Below are 21,632 nucleotides of genomic sequence, written 5' to 3' on the forward strand. Positions count from 1 at the left end.
GGTGCACGGCACGCGCGGTCCCGGCCCTGGGCAAACGGCAGCCCCCGGGACCGGCGCAGTGGATCCCGAGGGCTGGACGGAGGCGGCGGGGTCAGACCCGACGCAGTACGGCGACGACCTTGCCGAGGATGGTCGCCTCATCGCCGGGGATCGGCTGGTAGGCGGCGTTGTGCGGGAGGAGCCAGACGTGGCCGTCCTCGCGCTTGAAGCGCTTGACGGTGGCCTCGCCGTCCAGCATCGCGGCGACGATGTCGCCGTTCTCCGCGACCGGCTGGCGACGGACCGTGACCCAGTCGCCGTCGCAGATGGCCGCCTCGATCATCGAGTCGCCGACGACCTTGAGGACGAAGAGCTCGCCGTCGCCGACCAGCTGGCGGGGGAGCGGGAACACGTCCTCCACCGACTCCTCGGCGAGGATCGGGCCGCCGGCCGCGATCCGGCCGACCAGGGGAACGTAGGAGGCGGCGGGCTTGCCGGTGGTGTCCGTGGGCTGCGAGCTGGGCTGGTCGGAGCCGCGCACCTCATAGGCCCGGGGGCGGTGCGGGTCGCGGCGCAGGAAGCCCTTCCGTTCCAGGGCCATCAGCTGGTGGGCGACGGACGAGGTGCTGGACAGGCCGACGGCCTGACCGATCTCCCGCATCGACGGCGGGTAGCCCCGGCGCTGCACGGAGTCGCGAATGACCTCAATGACCCTCCGCTGCCGGTCCGTGAGCCCGGAGCTGTCGGCGCGGATGCCTGGAGGTCGACCTGGCAGCGAGCGGGCGGGGCGCACGGCCTCCGCCTCCGGGTTCAGGTGTGCTTCGTTCATGGCATGCACCGGCTCAAGTCGGCTCTGGGAGCGGTTCTGGGCAGTGATGGCGGCACTGTCTGCGGTCGTGGTCACGTCGGCCCCTCTCGAAATGTTCTCCCTAGCTGGACAACGGTAGTAGCTTTCGAAAGGTTGCGCCAAACACACGTTCGAGTGAAAAAACGCAGATCGTCCCGCGCGGGGAAATCGAGCGGTGTATAGGCGATCGGTTCGCCGAACGCGGGTTCGGTCGGGCAGCCGCTGCTTACGGTACCCTTCCCGGTCGGGTCGGGGCCCTCCGGGGCCGGGCCCAATTGTGGCACCGCGGGGCCCCGTATCCGCCTATCGGACGCCGCGACACGCGGAGTGGGGTAAATCCGCCGCAACCCAAGATCTAGTGGTTGGATGGGCGCGGCCGCCCAGAAGTTGTGGTCCTCGGGTCCGTTGAGGGTCCCGGGATCGCATATGCTGGGGGCTGCTTCACCGGCCCCCGGCAGAGTCCGCCTCTGCTGTTCAGGGGTCTGGTGAGGTGATCCAGTCGTGCCAAGAGGGAGGGTGAGGGAACCATGCACTGCCCCTTCTGCAGGCACCCCGACAGCCGCGTCGTCGACAGCCGCACCACGGACGACGGCACGTCGATCCGCCGGCGCCGCCAGTGCCCCGACTGCTCCCGTCGCTTCACGACGGTGGAGACGGCCTCACTGATGGTGATCAAGCGCAGCGGGGTGACCGAACCCTTCAGCCGTACCAAGGTCATCTCCGGCGTGCGCAAGGCGTGCCAGGGACGGCCGGTCACCGAGGACGCCCTCGCCAAGCTCGGCCAGCGGGTCGAGGAGGCGGTGCGCGCCACCGGGAGCGCCGAGCTGACCACCCACGACGTGGGTCTGGCCATACTCGGCCCGTTGCAGGAGCTCGACCTGGTCGCGTACCTGAGGTTCGCGTCCGTTTATAAAGCGTTCGACACCCTTGAAGACTTCGAGACCGCCATCGCGGAACTGCGCGAACGGCGTTCTCGCCCCGAGGGGTGCGAGCACGGTGGGGCCGGTTCGGTCCCCGTGCCCGCCTCCGCCGCCGACTGACCGGACGGCCCTCCCCGCGGTGCTCGCGCGCCGCGGTGTGGCCGGTGAGTCGTGCGAAGAGACGTAGATACAGAGAACAGCACCGTGCCGCGGAATAGCGCTGGCACTTTAGGGCGTTTTTGCCCGCATATGGGAGGCCTGGCATGACAGAGACGGCGAGCAGCTCGGCACGCGGTTCCCGCGCCAAGGGGACCAAGACCGCCAAGGGCGGCCTGCGGATCGAGCGCATCCACACCACCCCCGGCGTGCACCCCTACGACGAGGTGAGCTGGGAGCGCCGTGACGTCGTCATGACCAATTGGCGCGACGGCTCGGTCAACTTCGAGCAGCGCGGTGTCGAGTTCCCCGACTTCTGGTCGGTGAACGCGGTCAACATCGTCACCAGCAAGTACTTCCGCGGCGCGGTCGGCACGCCGCAGCGGGAGACCGGTCTGAAGCAGCTGATCGACCGGATCGTGAAGACCTACACGAAGGCCGGCGAGGACTTCGACTACTTCTCCTCGCCCGCCGACGCGGAGATCTTCGAGCACGAGCTGACCTACGCCCTCCTGCACCAGATCTTCAGCTTCAACTCCCCGGTGTGGTTCAACGTCGGCACGCCCCAGCCGCAGCAGGTCTCCGCCTGCTTCATCCTGGCCGTCGACGACTCCATGGAGTCGATCCTCGACTGGTACAAGGAAGAGGGCATGATCTTCAAGGGCGGCTCCGGCGCCGGCCTGAACCTCTCCCGCATCCGCTCCTCCAAGGAGCTCCTCTCCTCCGGCGGCAACGCCTCCGGCCCGGTCTCCTTCATGCGCGGCGCCGACGCGTCCGCCGGAACGATCAAGTCGGGCGGCGCTACCCGCCGCGCGGCCAAGATGGTCGTCCTGGACGTGGACCACCCGGACGTGGAGGCCTTCATCGAGACCAAGGTGAAGGAAGAGGAGAAGATCCGCGCCCTGCGCGACGCGGGCTTCGACATGGACCTGGGCGGCGACGACATCACGTCCGTCCAGTACCAGAACGCCAACAACTCCGTCCGCGTGAACGACGAGTTCATGACGGCCGTCGAGAACGGCACGAAGTTCGGCCTGCGGGCCCGCATGACCGGCGAGGTCATCGAGGAGGTCGACGCCAAGGCGCTCTTCCGCAAGCTCGCCGAGGCCGCGTGGGCCTGTGCCGACCCGGGCATCCAGTACGACGGTGTGATCAACAACTGGCACACCTGCCCCGAGTCCGGCCGCATCACCGCGTCCAACCCGTGCAGCGAGTACATGCACCTGGACAACACGTCCTGCAACCTCGCCTCGCTCAACCTCATGAAGTTCCTCAACGACGACGGCAAGGGCAACCAGTCCTTCGACGCCGAGCGCTTCGCCAAGGTCGTCGAGCTGGTCATCACCGCGATGGACATCTCCATCTGCTTCGCGGACTTCCCGACGCAGAAGATCGGCGAGAACACCCGCGCCTTCCGCCAGCTGGGCATCGGCTACGCCAACCTCGGCGCCCTGCTGATGGCGACCGGCCACGCCTACGACTCCGACGGCGGCCGCACCCTCGCCGCGTCGATCACCTCGCTGATGACCGGTACCGCCTACCGGCGCTCCGCCGAGCTGGCCGCCATCGTCGGCCCGTACGACGGCTACGCCCGCAACGCCGACGCCCACAAGCGCGTCATGAAGCAGCACGCCGACGCCAACGCCGTCGCGCCGCGCACCGACGACCTGGACAACGCGATCTGGGCCGCGGCGACCGAGGCCTGGCAGGACGTCCTGCGCCTCGGCGAGAAGAACGGCTTCCGCAACTCCCAGGCCTCCGTCCTGGCGCCGACCGGGACCATCGGCCTCGCGATGTCCTGCGACACCACCGGTGTCGAGCCGGACCTGGCCCTGGTCAAGTTCAAGAAGCTCGTCGGCGGCGGCTCGATGCAGATCGTCAACGGCACCGTCCCGCAGGCCCTGCGCCGCATGGGCTACCAGGAAGAGCAGATCGAGGCGATCGTCTCGCACATCGCCGAGCACGGTGTGGTCGTCGACGCCCCGGGCCTGAAGACCGAGCACTACGAGGTCTTCGACTGCGCGATGGGCGAGCGCTCCATCTCCGCGATGGGCCACGTCCGCATGATGGCCGCGATCCAGCCCTGGATCTCCGGCGCGATCTCGAAGACGGTCAACATGCCGGAGACGGCGACCGTCGAGGAGATCGAGGAGATCTACTTCGAGGCGTGGAAGATGGGCGTCAAGGCGCTCGCGATCTACCGCGACAACTGCAAGGTCGGCCAGCCCCTCTCCGCCAAGAAGAAGGAGGAGGAGAAGGAGGAGGTCACCGCCAAGACGGAGGAGACCATCCGCGCCGCCGTCGAGAAGGTCATCGAGTACCGTCCCGTCCGCAAGCGCCTCCCCAAGGGCCGCCCCGGCATCACCACCTCCTTCACGGTCGGTGGCGCCGAGGGCTACATGACCGCGAACTCCTACCCGGACGACGGCCTGGGCGAGGTCTTCCTGAAGATGTCCAAGCAGGGCTCGACCCTCGCGGGCATGATGGACGCCTTCTCGATCGCCGTCTCGGTCGGTCTGCAGTACGGCGTGCCGCTGGAGACCTACGTCTCGAAGTTCACCAACATGCGCTTCGAGCCGGCCGGTATGACGGACGACCCTGACGTGCGGATGGCGCAGTCGATCGTCGACTACATCTTCCGCCGCCTGGCGCTGGACTTCCTGCCCTTCGAGACCCGCTCGGCCCTCGGCATCCACACCGCCGAGGAGCGCCAGCGCCACCTGGAGACCGGTTCCTACGAACCGCTCGAGGAGGAGCTGGACACCGAGTCGCTGGCGCAGTCGGCCCCGCTCGCCGCGGTGCCCTCGGCCCCGAAGCCGCTCGCGCCCGCGGCGCCGGTCCCGGCGCCGAAGACCGCGCACAGCAGCGCCGAACTGGTCGAGATGCAGCTCGGCGTGTCCGCCGACGCCCCGCTCTGCTTCTCCTGCGGCACGAAGATGCAGCGTGCCGGCTCCTGCTACATCTGCGAGGGCTGCGGCTCCACCAGCGGCTGCAGCTGACAGCGCGCCGACCGGGCGTGAAACGGTGGTCGAGGGCGGCGTGGCTCGTAACGGGCTCCGCCGCCCTCGGCGTTGGCGCGCGCTGCCCGGCGTTCTCGACCGGGAGTTCGGCCTCCGGCCGCCGGAACGGGATGGCGCCGAACTGGTAGGGAGCGACCGTGCCAAGGACTGACCCGGGCAACCCCTCGGACCGTACGATGGCGCCGTGCTGGTCAAGTGGATTCGCTGCACGGTGACGGACCGACGCGGGTTCGAGCGGGGGCAGCGAAAATGGGCGGGGCTGCCGGGCGAGCCGGGATTCCGGGGGCAGGGCGGCGGCTGGAGCCGGGGCCGGCAGGGGGTCGCGCACGTCTTCGCGTTCTGGGAGAGCCGGTCCTTCTACGACTCGTTCATGGCCCGCAGCCACGACCGGCTCGCCGCCGCACAGAACGGCACCTACACCGATCTGCGCGTGACGCTCTTCGACCACCGCTTCGACGTGAAGACCGGCTTCCAGCCGCGTTTCACCGATGCCGACGTGGTCCGGGTCGCGCACACCCGCGTCCGTGAGGGCCGGGTCGACCACTTCGCCCTCATGCAGGAGAAGGTGTGGAACCCCGCCATGGCCGGTTCTCCCGGCATGGTCCGCGGCCTGTTCGGCGAGGCACCCGGCCGGGAGTTCCTGGTCCTGTCGATGTGGCGCGCGGCAGCCGAACACGGCAAGTACCGGCAGGAGCGGGTCGAGCGGCTCTCCCTGCGCGCCCAGATCCAGGCCGACGTCGAGGCCCTGACCGGTGACGTCGTCGACCTCGAACCCTCCTGGACCGTGTGAGCCGGCGCCTTAGCCCTTCGGGTCCCGCTTCCAGTCCCGGACGAGGAGCCCGAGCAGCACCTCGTCCAGGAACTCGCCCATGACCCAGGCCGAGGAGCGCAGCACGCCCTCGCGGACGAAGCCGTTGCGTTCGGCGGAGCGCAGCATCGCGACGTTGTCGGCGAGCGTCTCGATCTGCAGCCGCTGCAGGCCGCGCACGACGAAACCGTAGTGGCACAGTACGGCGACCACGTCGGTGCCGTAGCCCTTGCCGCGGGCGGCCGGGAGCAGCCCCAGCCCGATGTGCGCGGACCGGTGGTGGTTGTCGATGCCCCACAGCGTCGCGGTGCCGACCAGCGTGCCGCCGTCCCGTTCCACGACGGAGAACGTGACGTGCCCCTGCTCGGTGTCGTCCACCACGAGCCGCGGGTCCTTCGAGCCGGGCGAGATCGGCCGCCACGGACGGCTTTCGGCCCGCGAGGAGTTCTCCACGTCGTCGTAGAGCTCGGACCGCAGGGCCGGAACGTCGTCCTCGTGCCGGGCCCTGAGCGCGACCTTGCTGCCTCTAAGCATGTGATCTTCCTATCCGGCCGCACCGCTCGGCGGCAAGCGGATAAAGGCGCCCCCCGCCCGCCGCACCGCCCTGGCCGGTGCGATCGTATGAGGACCTGCCGGCCTGACCGGCGTGCCCGGTCGGTGGCCGCGCCGATGGCCGAATAGGGTCGTGGGATGGTTCGACCACGGCGCATCGTCCTCGTCCGGCACGGGGAATCCGAGGGGAATGCCGACGACTCGGTGTACGAGCGGGAGCCCGACCACGCCCTGCGGCTGACCGCGACCGGGCGGGCGCAGGCCGCGGCGGTCGGCGTACGGCTGCGCGAGCTCTTCGGCGACGAGACGATCAGCGCGTACGTCTCCCCGTACCGCCGTACCCTCCAGACCTTCCGGGAGCTGCGGCTGGACCCCACGCGGGTGCGGATGCGCGAGGAGCCGAGGCTGCGCGAGCAGGACTGGGGCAACTGGCAGGACCGGGACGACGTACGGCTCCAGAAGGCCTACCGGGACGCCTACGGGCACTTCTTCTACCGCTTCGCCCAAGGGGAGTCCGGAGCCGATGTGTACGACCGGGTCGGGTCGTTCCTGGAGAGCCTCTACCGCAGTTTCGAGGCACCGGACCATCCGCAGAACGTGCTGCTGGTGACGCACGGGCTGACCATGCGGTTGTTCTGCATGCGGTGGTTCCACTGGTCGGTCGCGGAGTTCGAGGCCCTGTCCAACCCGGAGAACGGCGAATTCCGGACGCTGGTGCTGGGCCCGGACGGCCGGTACCGGATGGACCGCCCGTTTGAGCGCTGGACCACACCCGAGCCCTACGACCTCGACGGCTAGAGTGACCCGGGATGACCTCTGATTCCACTCCCGAACGGCGCTACGCACGCGCCCTGTCCAGCCTCCGCGGGCTGGCCCTGGGGGACGCCCTGGGCTCCCAGTACTTCGTTCCCGTGAACTATCCGCTGCTCAAGCGGCGTGAACTGCCCGTCGGCGCCGAGACGTGGCAGTGGACCGACGACACCGAGATGGCCTGCTCGGTCGTGGCCGTGCTCGCCCGGCACGGCCGCATCGACCAGGACGCGCTGGCGAGCTCCTTCGCCCACCACCACGACTTCGACCGGGGCTACGGGCCGGCCGTGAACCGGATGCTGCGTCTGGTCCGGGAGGGCCAGGACTGGCGCACGCTCGCCGCCGAGCTCTTCAACGGGCAGGGCTCCTGGGGCAACGGCGCCGCCATGCGGATCGCGCCCCTGGGCGCCTGGTACGCGGACGATCCCGAGCAGGCCACGCACCAGGCGGAGATCTCCTCCTACACCACCCACCAGCACCGCGAGGCGGTCTGCGGGGCCATGGCCGTCGCCGCGGCGGCCGCGCTCGCGGCGGACCCGGCCGGCCCGCCGAAAGCCGCCGACCTGCTGGACGGGGTGATCGCCCTGGTGCCCCGCAGCGCCGTGGGCGCGGGGCTGCGCCGGGCGCGCGACATGCTGGACTACGGTGACGCGACCACGGTCGCGGCGGTCCTGGGCTGCGGGCGCCGCACCAGTGCCCATGACACCGTGCCGTTCGCCCTGTGGTCCGCGGCGCGGTCGCTGGACGACTACGAGCGGGCGTTCTGGACCACCGCGCAGGTGGGCGGCGACGTCGACACGACCTGCGCCATCGTCGGCGGCGTGCTGGGCGCGCGCGGCGACGCGGTGCTGCCGGCCGCGTGGCTGGCGCGCACCGAGGCCCTGCCGGCCTGGCTGCCGGAGACAGCGGCGCGTTAGCCGGCCATCGGCCGCGAGCTGGTGGGGTGGGGCCGCGCGGTCCCGCCCCGGCCGACACCCCTCCTGTCGATTGTCACGGTCCTGCCACAGGACTCTTTTGATCCTGTTCAAAACTGCCTGGCATCGGCCTACCCTGTCCGCTCCGCCGCCCCGCCTGAACCCGGGGCGGATCGACAGGGGAGGGGAACCCGATGTCAGACACCGACGGGGTGGACGAGGCCGCGAACCGGGCTGCCGGAGCGGTGCCCGGGAAGCCTGCCGGCGAACAGGCCCCATCCGCCGCGGTGAAACCGCCGACGGACGACAGAGCCCCGGCCGCTTCCGTACCGCCGACGGACACCGGACCGGCCGCATCCGCGTCCGCATCCGCGACGGCGACGGGGGCCGGCGGCCAGGCCGCTCCTGTACCGCCGACGGGCGCCGGGGGCCCGGCCGACGCCGGCGCTTCGCACGCCTGGCAGCGGCAGCAGGCGTGGGAGCGAGCCGCGGCCGCCCGGGCCGCGGCCTCCGCGCCGCCCGCCTGGGTCGTCCTGATCCGGCCCGCCGAAGCCGCCCCGATCGGGACGGTGACCCTCGCCGCGACGCTGATCGCGGGCCTCTGCGCCGCCCTGCTCCTCGGCGACGGACTCGGACCCGGGCTGCTGCTCACCGTCGTACCCGCCGTGGTCGCCGCCTACGCCGCGGCCCGCGCGGCCCGCCGCGGTGCCCGCCCGTGGACCCTGGTCTGGGCGATCGGCTGCCTCGCGCTCCTGGCCGTGCCCGCCCTGCGCGACTCGGCGTGGCCGTCCACCCTCGCGATCCTCGCCGCCCTGCTGCTCGGAGCGCTGGCACTGCACGGCAGCCGCACCTGGCCCGGCGTCCTGCTCAGCCCGCTCGGCGTCTTCGAGGCCGCCGTCTCCGGGCTCGGCTGGGCCTGGGCGGGCCTGCGCTCGCGCGGCGGCGGCAGGAAGGACCGCTGGCTGCCCGTGGCGAAGGCCGTGATCGTGGCCGTGGTCCTCCTGCTCCTGTTCGGCACGCTGTTCGCCTCCGCGGACGCGGCCTTCGCCGACCTGCTGGGCGGACTGACGCCCGACATCTCCATCGAGGACGGACCGATCCGGATCGTCCTCTTCCTGTTCGGCTCCCTCATCGCGCTGGCCGCCGCCCGCGCCGCCGCCGCACCGCTGCGCTGGGACCGGATCCAGGTCACCCCCGGCAAGGCCCGCTCCCGCCTCGAATGGGCGCTTCCGCTCGTCGTCCTCAACCTGCTCTTCGCCGGCTTCAACGCCGTACAGCTGGCCGTGCTCTTCGGCGGGTACGACAAGGTCCTGGAGAGCACCGGCCTCACCTATGCCGAGTACGCGCGGCAGGGCTTCTGGCAGCTGCTCTGGGCCACCCTGTTCACCCTCGCCGTGATCGCACTGGCCCTGCGCTGGGCCCCCCGCTCCGGCGCGGGCGACCGCCGCTTCGTACGTGCGGTCCTCGGGGTGCTCTGCGCGCTGACGCTGGTGGTCGTCGCCTCCGCGCTGCGCCGCATGGACCTCTACGTGGACGCGTACGGGCTGACCGTCCTGCGCGTGTCCGTCACCGCGATGGAGATCTGGCTGGGCCTGGTCCTCGTACTGATCATGGCGGCGGGGGTCTTCGGCGCCCGCTGGCTGCCGCGCGCGATCGCCGGGAGCGCGGCGGCCGCCGTCCTGGTCTTCGGTCTGCTGTCACCCGACGGGATGGTCGCCGAGCGCAACGTGGCCCGCTTCCAGGCGGACGGCAAGATCGACCTCGCCTACTTCCAGAGCCTGTCGGCGGACGCCGCCCCGGCGCTCGACCGGCTGCCCGAACCGCAGCGTTCCTGCGCCCTGCGCGGGATCGGCGAGCAGATCTCCAGGACCGGGGACGTTCCCTGGTACGCCGTGAGCCTGGGTGAGCACAGGGCCCGGCAGATCCTGCGCGAGCGGCCGGTGACGGCCACGTACGAGGTGTGCTCGCGCCTGGGTGCCTTCTCGGGTCGCAGCGAGTTCTAGCACCGCGCCGCGGTCGGCGGCGTCAGTGCCCGGGCTGCGCGCCTGCACCGGGGGACTCGAACGGGGGATATCCAGGCCGGTGTTGGGGGAGCGTCGGCGGTGGGGGTGCCGCGCACTTTCGCCGTACGGCTCCGGGAGCGCTCCTTCGCGACTGCGACGTGAGGGGGGCGGCGGCGCACGGAGTCGCCTGCTCCGGATCTTGTGCGAGGGGCCCGTCTGCGAGCAGGAGCCCGGTTCGGGTGGGGGTGAGGGGGGTGGTGCGGCCCGGCAGGGCGGTGACGCGGTACTGCCGGGGCACCCTTCCGAAGGTGTGCAGGAGCAAGGATGTACGAGGTCTCGCTGTCGAGGCCGGTGTGGCGGGGGGACGCCGTCACGCGGTGCGCACGTCGCGGCGAGCGCCGGCGGCGCCGGCCCGGAAAGGGGGCGGGGCCGGCGGTGGATCGAGACCGGCGGGGCTCCCGGAACCGGCCCGGAACCGGGGCGGGGTGTGCAGGCGTCGCGGGGCGGCGTAACCTTGCTGGCGCCATGCCGTACGAAGCACCCACCCACACCGTCGAACGCTCCCTCCGAGCGACCACCGGCGCCAAGGTCATCGCCGGGGTCGACGAAGTCGGACGAGGGGCCTGGGCCGGTCCCGTCACCGTATGCGCGGCGATCACCGGCCTGCGCCGGCCGCCCGCCGGACTCACCGACTCCAAACTGCTCACACCCAAGCGCCGTGACGCCCTCGTCGGGGTCCTGGAGACCTGGGTGACGGCTTTCGCACTCGGAGACGCCTCGCCCGAGGAGATCGACGAGCTGGGGATGACCGCCGCCCTGCGGCTCGCGGCCGAGCGCGCCCTGGGGGCCCTGCCCGTGCGGCCCGACGCGGTCATCCTCGACGGCAAGCACGACTACTTGGGCACGCCCTGGCAGGTCCGCACGGTGATCAAGGGCGACCAGTCGTGCGTCGCCGTGGCGGCGGCCTCGGTCATAGCCAAGGTCCGCCGGGACCGGATGATGGCCGAACTCGGCGGACAGGGCGGCGGCTTCGAGGAGTTCGCCTTCGCCGCCAACGCGGGCTATCCCTCGCCCGTGCACAAGGCGGCGCTGCGGGAGCTGGGGCCCACCCCGCACCACCGGCTCTCGTGGGCGTACCTCGACGGGCTCCCCAGGTGGCGCCATCTGAAGAAGGTGCGCCGCAGCGAGGAGTCGATGGAACTGGAAGACGGAGGCCAACTCGGCTTCGATTTCTGATCGCACGCACGTGCCACCGGCCGGTACGTTTCGTACCGGTGTTTGAAACAGACCACCTCACGCCTCTCACCACGCCATCGAGGAGCCTCAGATTCACGAGAGTGCCCAGGGTCCCCGCGTCACGCCGGCGCCGAGCCGCAGCGCGCAGACCCCCCGCCCCGTACCTGGTCCGCGTCCCGCAGCCGTCCCGCGGCCCGGACGCCCCGGTCCCTCCCCCGCGGCGGCCGGCCGCGCGGGTGTCGTCCCCAGGCCCGCCCCGCCCGCCCCGCGTGCGCCGCAGGCCGCCCCCGGACCCGTCCCTGTTCCCGCCGCTCCCGCGGCCCCCGCCGCGCCGTCCGTCTCGGCGGCGGTGCCGCAGGTCCAGTTGATCCCGGCTTCGGCCGACGGTGCGCTCGACGCGGCCGAAGAGGCCGTGGACCTGCTGCTCGACACCGGGCGCGCGCCCGGCGACATCCTCGTCCTGACCACCGGCGACCCGCACCCGTGGGCCGCCCACGAGCTGTCCTTCGGCGAGGCCGCCTACTGGGCCCTGCACGACGCCGCGGACGACGTCTTCTACGCGGACGCCGCTCAGGTCCAGCGGGCCGGCGGCCGTCCGGTCGTCGTCTTCGCCGTCAACGGCGGAGCGGTCGACGCGGTCGCGGCTTGCCTGCCGGCCGCGCTCACGCGGGCCGGTGCGCTGCTGATCGTGTGCGGCGACACGGAGCAGATCAACTCCGTGCTGGGCGCGGGAGTCTGACGCCCTGTGTGCCGGCCCATCCGACGGGTGGGGCGGCACCCAGGGCAGGGCGGCGGGGCGGGCCGAGGGACGGCCCCGCTGACGCCCCGGTCCGAGGGCCGGTGCGCCGTACGCACCCGCCGGGCCCTTCGGTCCCACGGGTCAGCGTGCGGCGGTCCGGCGCAGTGCCTCGGCCGCGCCGCCGCCGGTGTGCAGGGCGATCGGGGCGAACTCGGCCGCCGTGTCGCCGAGCCGCTCGGGGCGTGAGTCCGAGCTGGGCCGCCGGCCGCCCCTGCCCTCGCCCAGGACCTGCCAGCCGCCGCGGGTCAGCGTGATGTACGCACCGCAGCGCAGCCCGTGCAGGGTGCAGGCGTCCCGCAGCCCCCACATCCAGGCGCCGTCCTCCTCGGTCCACCGCTCGTCGCCCTCGCGGCAGTAGAGCAGCACCGCGGTGCGCACCGGGGTCCGGCGCCGCAGATCGTGGGGGAGGACCCGGCGAAGGTGGGACAGCAGGGCGTTGCGGTACTCCCAGCCGTCGCCCGAGGCCGACCGCTGCACGAAGGAGGCGCTCGCGACGAGCTGCTCCTCCGGACCGAGCACGGCGATGACCGCGGTGGAGGGCACGGGGCTGTGCCGGGAGTGCAGCCCGCTGACGACCTCGCGCGGACTGCGCAGCAGCGGGATGCCCGCGGCCGTCCACTCGGCGGGTTCCAGCAGGCGGCCGTGCCGGCTCGCGGCGCCGGTGGCCGTTCTCAGGGACGTCGTCGAGAGCGGGGCGAATCCGAAGGTCATGGTCCTCCCTTCGGGTACACGCCCGCTGAGGGGCACGGCTGGAGTGTGGGCGCGCCGCAGCACGGCCCAGGAGGATGCCGGGGAGCCGGGCGGGAGCACTCCAATTCTCGCGCGGCCCGCGAGCATGCGGCAACGAGCAATTGGAGCCGCCGACCGGAATTCGCCGGTATGCCGTTCATATCCTTGCCCCGTCACGCGGGAGATGACGCATGCGGCTACGGCTGGAGCGCCAGCACCAGCGGGAACACCTCCTTCGCGCCCGCCCGTCGGAGCAGCCGGGCGGCGACGGCGAGGGTCCAGCCGCTCTCCGCGCGGTCGTCCACGAGGAGCACCGGGCCCGCTGCCTCGGTCAGCGTCGCCGCCAGGGCCGGGGGCACGCTCAAGGCCTGGTGGAGTCCGCGGACCCGCTGGGCGCTGTTGGAGGAGGGCAGACCGTACTCCGGTACCTGGTCGGTGTACGCGAGCGTGCCCAGCAGCGGCAGCCGCCCGACCTCCGCGATGCGCTCGGCCAGCGAACCGACCAACTGCGGCCGGCTCCGCGAGGGCAGTGCGACCACGCCGACCGGCCTGGGGGGAGCGTCCACGGCCCCCGAGGACCAACCGCCCGGGCCGCGGGCCCAGTCGGCGAGCACGGCGACCACGGCCTGGGCGACGTCATCGGGGACCGGCTGGTCCGGGCTCTGCGGGGCGAGCATCGGGCGCAGCCGGTTGCCCCAGCCGATGTCGGAGAGCCGCCCGAGCGCCCGGCCGGTGGCGGCCTGTTCCCCTGCGGGGATGCGGCCCTTGAGGTCGACACCGACCGCCGCGAGTCCGGTCGGCCACATCTTGCGGGGCTCCAGCTCCACGCCGGGGCGGCCGAGTTCACCACGGGCGGTGTCGAGTGCCGCGGTGGACACGTCCGCCGTGAACCGGGCGCCGGCGCAGTTGTCGCAGCGGCCGCAGGGGGCGGCCTGTTCGTCGTCGAGCTGACGGCGCAGGAATTCCATCCGGCAGCTGGTGGCCGCCGCATAGTCGCGCATGGCCTGCTGCTCCGCGGCCCGTTGGCGGGCCACCCAGGCGTAGCGCTCGGCGTCGTACGCCCAGGGTTCGCCGGTCGAGGTCCAGCCGCCCTTGACCCGGTGCACGGCGCCGTCGACATCCAGCACCTTGAGCATCGTCTCCAGTCGGGTGCGGCGCAGGTCGACCAGCGGTTCCAGGGCCGGCAGCGACAACGGCCGGCCCGCCTGGGCGAGTACGTCCAGCGTGCGGCGCACCTGGTCTTCGGGCGGGAAGGCCACCGACGCGAAGTACTGCCAGATCGCCTCGTCCTCCCGGCCGGGCAGGAGCAGGACCTCCGCGTGCTCCACGCCGCGGCCGGCGCGGCCGACCTGCTGGTAGTAGGCGATGGGGGAAGAGGGCGAGCCCAGGTGGACGACGAAGCCGAGGTCCGGCTTGTCGAAGCCCATGCCCAGGGCCGAGGTGGCCACCAGGGCCTTGACCCGGTTGGCCTGGAGGTCGTCCTCGGCCTGCTGCCGGTCGGCGTTCTCCGTTTTGCCGGTGTACGAGGACACCGTGTGCCCCCGGTGGCGCAGGTAGGCGGTCACCTCCTCGGCCGCGGCGACCGTCAGCGTGTAGATGATTCCCGAGCCGGGCAGGTCGCCCAGATGGTCCGCGAGCCAGGCCAGCCGGTGCGCGGCGTCCGGCAGGGTGAGCACGGCCAAGCTCAGGCTCTCGCGGTCCAGCGGTCCGCGCAGTACGAGCGCGTCCGTGCCGGCGCCCGTGCCGAGTTGTTCGGCGACGTCGGCGGTGACTCGGGCATTGGCGGTGGCGGTGGTGGCGAGCACCGGTACGCCCGGCGGGAGGTCGGCCAGCATGGTGCGCAGCCTGCGGTAGTCCGGTCGGAAGTCGTGCCCCCAGTCGGAGATGCAGTGGGCCTCGTCGACGACGAGGAGGCCGGTCGCAGCGGAGAGCTTGGGCAGGACCTGGTCGCGGAAGTCGGGGTTGTTCAGGCGCTCCGGGCTCACCAGCAGGACGTCCACCTCGCCCGCCGCCACCTCGGTCTGGATGCCCTCCCATTCCTCGGGGTTGGCGGAGTTGATGGTGCGGGCGCGGATTCCGGCACGGGCGGCGGCTTCGACCTGGTTCCGCATCAGCGCGAGGAGCGGGGAGACGATCACGGTGGGTCCGGCGCCCGCCGCCCGCAGCAGCGAGGTGGCGACGAAGTACACGGCGGATTTGCCCCAGCCGGTGCGCTGGACCACGAGCGCCCTGCGCTTGTGTGCGACGAGCGCTTCGATCGCCCGCCACTGGTCCTCGCGCAGCCGGGCCGTGCCCGTGGGGTCGCCCACGAGCCGGGCCAGTACGGAGTCGGCCGAGGACCTCAGGTCTGCGTTCATGCCCCCATGCAACCCGATGCCTGTGACATCGCGCCAATGCCGCCCCGGACCTGTGGATGTTGAAACGTAAACACTTATCCACAGGGCTGTCGCGATCGGATCGTGCGCGGGACCTTCGGGACATGACGAACGACCGCGCATCACGCAACCCGTCCGACCGCCCGTCCACCAGCACGGCCGGCTCCACCACCGACTCCAGGATCACCCTGCGCAGCCCGGCCGAACTGGCCGACGCGCTGCCCTACATGCTCGGCTTCCACCCCACCGACTCCCTGGTCATGGTCGCCGTGCACGGGGAGGGCGGCCGCTTCGGCGGCCGGCTCCGCGTCGGCATCCCGGCCACCACCGCCGAATGGGAGGACACCGCCCGGCAGGTGGCCGAGTGCCTCATCCGCAGCAGCGAACGGCGCGGGGTCAAGCCCGACGGCATCGTCCTCTTCCTCTGCCAGGAACCGCAGGGCGGCGACAGCGGGCAGCGGGTGATGACCCGGCTGCGGCCGCTCGCCCAGCGCATCAGGCTGGCCTGCGGCGCGCTGGACGTGCCGGTGCTGGAGGCCTTGTGCCTCTCCGCGGGCCGCTTCTGGTCCTACATCTGCCCCGACGCGCGCTGCTGCCCCGCCGAGGGCAGTCCGCTGGCGGCGGTCGGCACCTCCGTGATGGCCGCCGCGGCCACCTTCGCCGGCCTGCAGGTCCGGGGCTCGCTCAAGGAGATCGAGGGTCGGCTGGCGCCCCTGGGCGGCGCCGTGGGCGCGGAGATGGAGCGCGCCCTGGACCGGGCGGCCGCCGCCCTCGTACCGAGGATCCTCGACGGCGCCACACGGGAGGAGGTCGGAGCCGAGACCCTGGCACTGGCCAGGGCGCTCATGCGGCGGATCACCCTCGCCCCGCCGGCCGAGGGGACGTACGCCGACGACCGGGACGACGCGCTGCTCGACCACGACGAGGCGGCCGCGCTGATCCTCGGCCTCCAGGACCGCGAGATCCGGGACGTCGCGGCCGAATGGATGGAGGACGAGGAGGCGGCCCCCGCCCTGCGGCTGTGGCGGGCCCTCGCCCGGCGCTGCGTCGGCGCCTACGCCGAGCACGCCGCGGCTCCGCTCACCCTCGCGGGCTGGGTCTCCTGGTCCACCGGGGACGAGCCGACCGCCCGCATCATTCTGGGGATGGCCCTGCGGGCGGACGCCGACTACCGCTTCGCGCAGCTGCTCCAGCACGCGTGCAACGAGGGCATCGACCCGGAAGGGTTGCGTGAGTGCCTGCGGGAGGAGCGGCGGCGCCGCGAACCGCGGCGGGGCCGCCGCCCGGCGGGCAAGCGTCCCCCCAGCCGCCGGAGCAAGCCGGCTCTCAGCCGTGAGCCCCGCCGCACCGCGGGGAGCGGGCAGTGAGCGCCCGCCCGCTGCGGTGCGGCGCCCTGCTGCCGCGCTTTCGGAGTTCCGCGGGGGCGGCCGCCCTGCGGCGGCCGGGCCCGGGCCGCCGCAGGCGGTCGGCGCCGCGGCCCGTGACCCGGGCCGGGGTGAGGGCGTTCCTCTGGACGGCGGCGGGGGCCCGGCCGCGCCGCCGCCCCGCTGAACCGACCGGAGCGCAGACAGGGCCACGCATGTCTCACCCCGCACCTCCCCGACCACCCGGCGTGCCTGCCGCCCGCAGGCACGAGCTGCCGCCCGTCCACGGCGCCCTCATCTGCGTCGCCGTGCCCTGCCTGGTCATCTCGCCCGAGCACGGGCAGCTGACGGGGCGGGGGATCGAGGGGATCTACCGCGCCGGTCGCCGGCTGCTGTCCCGCTGCGTGCTGCGCGTGGGCGGGCGGGACCCGGTGGCCGTGCAGGGGCGCAGCCTCGGCGCCGACCGGGCCGCCTTCACCGCGACCGTGCGCACGGGCGCCGAGCCCGGCCCGGATCCGGACATCGGCGTGGAGCGGGTCCGGCACGCCGACGGCACCGAGCGGATCACACTGCGCAGCTTCGCGCCCCGTCCGGTCCGGCTGCCGGTGGAGGTGCTGCTCGGATCCGACCTGGCGGAGCTCGCCGCCGTCGCCGCCGGGCTTGCCGGGCCCGAGGTGCCTGCCGGAGTCCACGCCGCGGGGCTGCGGTGGAGCACCGGTGAGGCGCAGGCCGTCACCGCCGCCGACCCGCCGCCGGACGATGCGCTGGCCTCGTCCGGGCTGCTGCGCTGGGTGCTCGAACTGGGCCCCGGAGAGTCGCGCACCATCGAGCTGCGGACCACACCGGACCGCGTCACGCGGGCCCCCGCCGGGCAGGTGGCGAACCCGCTCGCCGACGCCCGGGCCGAAGGGGACGATCCCAGGGCCGAGGCGTGGTTCCGGACCAGCGTCGCGGACCTGCGGGCGCTTCTGATGAGGGATCCGGCGATGCCCGGCGACACCTTCGTGGCCGCGGGGGTGCCGTGGCGCGTGGGACTGGCCCCCGCGGAGTCGCTCTGGGCCGCGCGGATGGCCCTGCCGCTCGGGACGGGGCTGGCCGAGGCCCCTTGCGGATCCTCGCCCGCGGTCAGATCGGCGGGAACGGCTCCGAGGCCGGAAAGATCCCGGGCCCGCTGCGGGGGGCGGGCCCGCAGCTCCCGCCCGGGTGCACCGGCACGGAGGCGACCCTCGCCTTCCCCGCGCTCCTCGCCGAGGCCCGGCTGTGGGGGATGCCGCAGGACGAGGTGGCCCGGCTGCTGCCCGCCGCCGAGAGGTGCCTCGACTGGCTGCGCGGAGCCCTGGGCGACGACGGATTCCTGGCCGATCCGGTCCCGGGCCCCCGGCGCTGCGAGACCCAGGCGCACGCACACCGCGCCGCCCTGCTCGGAGCCGATCTGCTCGCCGCATGCGGCCGGCCGGGAGCCGAGGAATGGCGGGAGCGGGCGGCCGCACTGCGGGAGGGGTTCCGGACCGGCTTCTGGATCGACGGCCCGGACGGGGGCCGTCCCGCGGCCGCCCTGCATCCCGACGGCCGGCCGCTGCCCCGGCTCACGGTGGCCGCCGCGCACCTGCTCGACACCGGTCTCCTCAGCGGGGGTCGGCTCGCCCCCGGACTCTTGGACCGGGCCGGAACCGAGCAGGTGGCGCGGTTGCTCGGGGCGCCCGCCATGGACTGCGGATGGGGGCTGCGGAGCATGGCCGCCAAGGAGCCCGGGCACAATCCGTTCGGGCACCGCTCCGGTGCGGTGCGGGCCTACGAGAGCGCCGTGGCGGTGGCCGGGCTGGCCCAGGCCGGCTTCGAGAAGGAGGCCGCGGGCCTGCTCCGGGGCCTGCTGGACGCGGCGGAAGCCTTCGGGTACCGGCTGCCGGAGATGTTCGCCGCCGAGCAGCGCGTCTCGCACAGCGCCCCGCTCCCGCACCCGGCGGCGTGCCGGCCGGCCGCCGTGGCCGCGGCGGCCGGGATCCACGCTCTGACCGCCCTCGTGGGGATCAGGCCGGACGCCCCCGCCGGTACGGTCGCGCTCGCCCCGCTCACGGGCGCACCCCTCGGCGCGCTGCGGCTCTCCGGCCTGCGTGTAGCCGGGGAGCCCTTCGCGGTCCGCGTCAGCAGGCTCGGCCTCGGCATGGTGGAGGAGGCCGCCGATGCGCTCCAACTGGGCGGCTGACGGCGTCCGGACGGGCGGCGGAGGCGCCGCCGGCCCGCAGGACGCCGTCCGCAAGGTCACCAAAGCGCTGTTTATCGTCAGGCAGACGACTATGATCGCGGCATGTCGCCCTACGACCCGTCGGCCTTCCCGCCCTTCGCCGTCACCGTCGACCTGGTCGTGCTCACCGTGCGGCGCCACGCGCTGTGTGCGCTGGTCGTCCGGCGGGGTGAGCAGCCGTTCCAGGGGCGATGGGCGCTGCCCGGCGGGTTCGTCCGCGGGGAAGAGGACCTGGCGGGAGCAGCGGCCCGCGAGCTCTCCGAGGAGACCGGCCTGTGCGCACACGACCCGGCCGTGCCGGGCGCGGGCACCGGGGCCCACTTGGAACAACTGGCCACCTACGGTGATCCGAAGCGCGATCCGCGCATGCGTGTGGTCAGCGTGGCGCACCTGGTACTGGCTCCGGACCTGCCGGCGCCCCGCGCCGGCGGGGATGCCAACAGCGCCCGCTGGGCCCCCGTCGACGAGCTGCTGTCATCCGAGGACGAGACCGCCGCGGGACTCGCCTTCGACCACGCCCGCATCCTCGCCGACGGCGTCGAACGGGCCCGTTCGAAGATCGAATACTCCTCCCTCGCCACCGCCTTCTGCCCGCCGGAGTTCACCGTGGGCGAGCTGCGCCGGGTCTACGAGGCGGTGTGGGGCGTGGCCCTCGATCCGCGCAATTTCCACCGCAAGGTCACCGGCACGCCGGGATTCCTGGTGCCGGCCGGAGGTACGACGACCCGTCAGGGAGGGCGTCCGGCGCAGCTCTTCCGGGCTGGCGGGGCCACCCTGCTCAACCCGCCGATGCTGCGTCCCGAAGTCTGACGCTCCGCCACCGGCGAAGGTGGCGGGAATATCGGCATTCCATCGGACCGGTTGCGCCGCAAATCGGACATATCGCGTTATCTTGCTTGTGGTACTCACGCTGCCGCACAGCGGTCTCACCTCCCGCGAGAGAAGCGATGCTCCAGGCCATCGGACTCACCAGCACACCCCGCCGCGACGCCCCGCCCCTCGTGGACGACCTCAGCCTCGAGGTCCTCCCGGGGAGCGTGACCGCCCTGCTCGGAGAGCCGGGATCGGGCAAGACCACCGCACTGCGGCTCATGCTCGAACTCGAACGGGGCCGCGGCGTCACCTACTTCCGCGGCCGCCCGCTGCACCGGATCCCGCATCCGAGCCGCGAGGTCGGCGTACTGCTCGGCGACGTCCCCGGCAATCCCGCGCGTACCGTACGCAACCAGCTGCGGATGCTCTGCGCCGCCGCGGGAGTGCCGGCCTCCCGGGCCGACACCATGCTCGACGTCGTCGGGATCGCGGGGCTGCGGGACCAGCGGCTCGGTTCGCTCTCGCTCGGTATGGAACGCCGGGTCGCGCTGGCCGCCGCACTGCTCGCCGACCCCTGCACCCTCTTGCTGGACGAGCCGGCCGCCGGCCTCTCGCCCCGCGAGAGCGGCTGGCTGTACGGGCTGCTGCGCGGACACGCCTCCCTCGGCGGAGCGGTGCTCTTCACCACCGACGACGCCAAAGCGGCCGCCCGCCACGCCGACCGGGTGGTCAGCGTCGCGGCGGGGCGGCTCGTCGCCGACCAGGACGCCGCCGAGTTCGCGAGGACCCGGCTGCGGCCGCGGGTGGCGGTGCGCACCCCGCACGCGGCCCGGTTGGCCGACGTGCTGGGGCGGGAGGCCCGGGCCGCCCAGCGCGCCGTGGAGATCGTCGAGGAGAGCGGCAGCCGCCTGGCGGTGTACGGCAGCAGCTGCGCGGAGGTCGGGGAGGCGGCGTTCCGGCACGGCGTGCTGGTCCACCGGCTCGCCGACGAGACCGGCGACACCGGCGTCTCCCCTCCGCCGGTTCCACACGCCCGAGCCGCCGCCGGTGACGGCGCCGCGTCCGGCGCGACTTCGGGTGAGACGCCCGAGGCGGCCGCAGGGAAGACGGCGGACGGGGCCGCCTGGGGCGGGCGAACCCGGCACGCACCCTCCCGGCGGCCCGCCTCGGCGGTGCGCCGCGTCGGAGGGCCCGCGCGGCCGTTGCGTTACGAGCTGATCCGGGTCCTCGGCACCGCCACGCTGCCCCTCACCGCCGCGTTCGTGGCGGTGGTCTCCGTCGTGACCGCCCTCGTGCTGGCCCGGGCCGGGCACACCCCGCAGAGCCGGCTGCTCGCCGCCTGGCCCGGGCTGCTGCCACTGCCGCCCGCCGCCCTCGGCGCCGGCCTGCTCGGAGCGCTGGCCTTCGGCGAGGAGTACCGCTACCCCGCGCTCGCCGCCGACCGCGGCACCGTGCCCCGCCGGCTGGGACTGCTCGCCGCCAAACTCGGCGTCTGCGCCGTCCTCGCCCTGCTGCTGGGCGCCCTGGTGGTGGTGGCGGACGCCGCCGCGCTGGCCCTCGTCTTCGACAGCGGTCCGCTGCGCACCCCGGTGGAGTGGCTTTCCCCGGCGGTGAGTTGGGCCGGACTGCTCATCGGCTGCGCCTGGGCCGGCGTCCTGGCCTCGGGTGTCTTCCGGTCCGCCACCGCGGGCTTGGCCGCGGTGGTCGCCGTACCGGTGCTGGTGGTGCCGCTGGTGCGCAAGGTGTTGGAGGGGTCGTCTGCCTACCCCGTCACCGGACTCGGGCACCGGCTGCGGAGTCTGAGCTGGATGCAGTGGCCGCCCGAAGCGGACCGGCTGGTCCTGGGAGCCCTACGGGTGATGGCCCAACCCGTCGGCACGGCACTGGTGTTGTCGCTGATGGTCCTGTTGTGCGCCTATGGGTTCACCGGACTGCGCAGCCGAGTCCGTTGGTGATCGTTCCGGTGCGGAGAAGGTCCTTTAAGGACCTTTGGCGTCCACCTCGGCCGTCGCGGACCACAACTTCCCTCAGAAGGTCCGGTTCTTTACGATAAGTCGTCAATTGC

15 protein-coding genes and 1 pseudogene are annotated in these 21,632 nt (G+C 73.2%); 12 read left to right on the top strand and 4 right to left on the bottom strand.

The window, feature by feature from the left end; translation table 11 throughout:
• Positions 1 to 91: 91 nt before the first annotated feature.
• Positions 92 to 883 carry a transcriptional repressor LexA gene (gene lexA, locus AC07FY_RS24885; protein ID WP_479009889.1) on the bottom strand — a complete coding sequence of 264 codons (792 nt, stop codon included), beginning with the start codon at positions 881 to 883 and terminating at the stop codon, positions 92 to 94.
• 470 nt (positions 884 to 1,353) lie between these two features.
• On the opposite strand from lexA, the gene nrdR reads away from it, so the two are divergent.
• The 3 genes from nrdR (at position 1,354) to AC07FY_RS24900 (ending at position 5,712) form a co-directional block, all read left to right on the top strand.
• Positions 1,354 to 1,866, top strand: a complete 513-nt coding sequence (gene nrdR / locus AC07FY_RS24890; protein WP_479009892.1) for a transcriptional regulator NrdR — start codon at positions 1,354 to 1,356, stop codon at positions 1,864 to 1,866.
• Between the two features lie 143 nt (positions 1,867 to 2,009).
• On the top strand, positions 2,010 to 4,901 hold the full coding sequence (locus AC07FY_RS24895; protein WP_479009894.1) for a vitamin B12-dependent ribonucleotide reductase: 2,892 nt from the start codon (positions 2,010 to 2,012) through the stop codon (positions 4,899 to 4,901).
• Positions 4,902 to 5,106: 205 nt separating this feature from the next.
• On the top strand, positions 5,107 to 5,712 hold the full coding sequence (locus AC07FY_RS24900) for a YdbC family protein (RefSeq protein WP_479009896.1): 606 nt from the start codon (positions 5,107 to 5,109) through the stop codon (positions 5,710 to 5,712).
• 9 nt (positions 5,713 to 5,721) lie between these two features.
• On the opposite strand, the gene AC07FY_RS24905 is transcribed toward AC07FY_RS24900, so the two are convergent.
• A complete protein-coding gene (locus AC07FY_RS24905) occupies positions 5,722 to 6,264 on the bottom strand; it encodes a GNAT family N-acetyltransferase (RefSeq protein ID WP_479009898.1) in 543 nt (180 codons plus the stop codon).
• Between the two features lie 156 nt (positions 6,265 to 6,420).
• Between AC07FY_RS24905 and AC07FY_RS24910 the strand changes: the two genes are divergently transcribed.
• The 5 genes from AC07FY_RS24910 (at position 6,421) to AC07FY_RS24930 (ending at position 11,984) form a co-directional block, all read left to right on the top strand.
• Entirely contained in the window at positions 6,421 to 7,080 is a 660-nt protein-coding gene (locus AC07FY_RS24910) for a histidine phosphatase family protein (RefSeq protein WP_479009900.1), read from the top strand.
• An 11-nt stretch (positions 7,081 to 7,091) separates the two neighbouring features.
• Positions 7,092 to 8,009, top strand: coding sequence for an ADP-ribosylglycohydrolase family protein (locus tag AC07FY_RS24915; protein ID WP_479009903.1), 918 nt, complete (start codon positions 7,092 to 7,094; stop codon positions 8,007 to 8,009).
• A 191-nt stretch (positions 8,010 to 8,200) separates the two neighbouring features.
• Positions 8,201 to 10,009 (top strand): DUF4153 domain-containing protein, encoded by a 1,809-nt coding sequence (locus tag AC07FY_RS24920; protein ID WP_479009906.1) that lies wholly within the window; start codon positions 8,201 to 8,203, stop codon positions 10,007 to 10,009.
• A gap of 525 nt (positions 10,010 to 10,534) precedes the next feature.
• The gene (locus AC07FY_RS24925; protein ID WP_479009909.1) at positions 10,535 to 11,245 is read left to right on the top strand and encodes a ribonuclease HII; all 711 of its coding nucleotides are present in this window, start codon (positions 10,535 to 10,537) and stop codon (positions 11,243 to 11,245) included.
• A gap of 76 nt (positions 11,246 to 11,321) precedes the next feature.
• Complete coding sequence (locus AC07FY_RS24930; RefSeq protein ID WP_479010022.1) at positions 11,322 to 11,984, top strand: hypothetical protein; 663 nt, start codon at positions 11,322 to 11,324, stop codon at positions 11,982 to 11,984.
• A gap of 141 nt (positions 11,985 to 12,125) precedes the next feature.
• Here AC07FY_RS24930 and AC07FY_RS24935 read toward each other — a convergent pair whose 3' ends face one another.
• Together AC07FY_RS24935 and AC07FY_RS24940 are read right to left on the bottom strand one after the other, a co-directional pair.
• Positions 12,126 to 12,755, bottom strand: a complete 630-nt coding sequence (locus AC07FY_RS24935; RefSeq protein WP_479009911.1) for a hypothetical protein — start codon at positions 12,753 to 12,755, stop codon at positions 12,126 to 12,128.
• Between the two features lie 215 nt (positions 12,756 to 12,970).
• Positions 12,971 to 15,130: a RecQ family ATP-dependent DNA helicase gene (locus AC07FY_RS24940; RefSeq protein WP_479009914.1), complete on the bottom strand. Its 2,160-nt coding sequence runs from the start codon at positions 15,128 to 15,130 to the stop codon at positions 12,971 to 12,973.
• A 122-nt stretch (positions 15,131 to 15,252) separates the two neighbouring features.
• Here AC07FY_RS24940 and AC07FY_RS24945 point away from each other — a divergent pair, with 122 nt between their 5' ends.
• The 4 genes and pseudogenes from AC07FY_RS24945 to AC07FY_RS24960 all read left to right on the top strand — a co-directional run bounded on the left by AC07FY_RS24945 (position 15,253) and on the right by AC07FY_RS24960 (position 21,522).
• On the top strand, positions 15,253 to 16,515 hold the full coding sequence (locus tag AC07FY_RS24945) for a DUF4192 domain-containing protein (RefSeq protein ID WP_479009917.1): 1,263 nt from the start codon (positions 15,253 to 15,255) through the stop codon (positions 16,513 to 16,515).
• A 212-nt stretch (positions 16,516 to 16,727) separates the two neighbouring features.
• Positions 16,728 to 18,715: pseudogene (locus tag AC07FY_RS24950) on the top strand (glycogen debranching N-terminal domain-containing protein).
• 102 nt (positions 18,716 to 18,817) lie between these two features.
• Positions 18,818 to 19,564 carry an NUDIX hydrolase gene (locus tag AC07FY_RS24955; RefSeq protein WP_479009919.1) on the top strand — a complete coding sequence of 249 codons (747 nt, stop codon included), beginning with the start codon at positions 18,818 to 18,820 and terminating at the stop codon, positions 19,562 to 19,564.
• A gap of 137 nt (positions 19,565 to 19,701) precedes the next feature.
• Positions 19,702 to 21,522, top strand: coding sequence for an ATP-binding cassette domain-containing protein (locus AC07FY_RS24960; RefSeq protein WP_479009922.1), 1,821 nt, complete (start codon positions 19,702 to 19,704; stop codon positions 21,520 to 21,522).
• Positions 21,523 to 21,632: the final 110 nt, after the last annotated feature.

The sequence above is a fragment of the Streptomyces sp. NPDC045967 genome (assembly GCF_056430495.1).

Coding starts and splice junctions, on each gene's coding strand:
- nrdR (WP_479009892.1), top strand. CDS start 1,354: ATGCACTGCCCCTTCTGCAGGCACCCCGACAGCCGCGTCGTCGACAGC.
- AC07FY_RS24895 (WP_479009894.1), top strand. CDS start 2,010: ATGACAGAGACGGCGAGCAGCTCGGCACGCGGTTCCCGCGCCAAGGGG.
- AC07FY_RS24905 (WP_479009898.1), bottom strand. CDS start 6,264: ATGCTTAGAGGCAGCAAGGTCGCGCTCAGGGCCCGGCACGAGGACGAC.
- AC07FY_RS24910 (WP_479009900.1), top strand. CDS start 6,421: ATGGTTCGACCACGGCGCATCGTCCTCGTCCGGCACGGGGAATCCGAG.
- AC07FY_RS24915 (WP_479009903.1), top strand. CDS start 7,092: ATGACCTCTGATTCCACTCCCGAACGGCGCTACGCACGCGCCCTGTCC.
- AC07FY_RS24920 (WP_479009906.1), top strand. CDS start 8,201: ATGTCAGACACCGACGGGGTGGACGAGGCCGCGAACCGGGCTGCCGGA.
- AC07FY_RS24925 (WP_479009909.1), top strand. CDS start 10,535: ATGCCGTACGAAGCACCCACCCACACCGTCGAACGCTCCCTCCGAGCG.
- AC07FY_RS24935 (WP_479009911.1), bottom strand. CDS start 12,755: ATGACCTTCGGATTCGCCCCGCTCTCGACGACGTCCCTGAGAACGGCC.
- AC07FY_RS24940 (WP_479009914.1), bottom strand. CDS start 15,130: ATGAACGCAGACCTGAGGTCCTCGGCCGACTCCGTACTGGCCCGGCTC.
- AC07FY_RS24945 (WP_479009917.1), top strand. CDS start 15,253: ATGACGAACGACCGCGCATCACGCAACCCGTCCGACCGCCCGTCCACC.
- AC07FY_RS24955 (WP_479009919.1), top strand. CDS start 18,818: ATGTCGCCCTACGACCCGTCGGCCTTCCCGCCCTTCGCCGTCACCGTC.
- AC07FY_RS24960 (WP_479009922.1), top strand. CDS start 19,702: ATGCTCCAGGCCATCGGACTCACCAGCACACCCCGCCGCGACGCCCCG.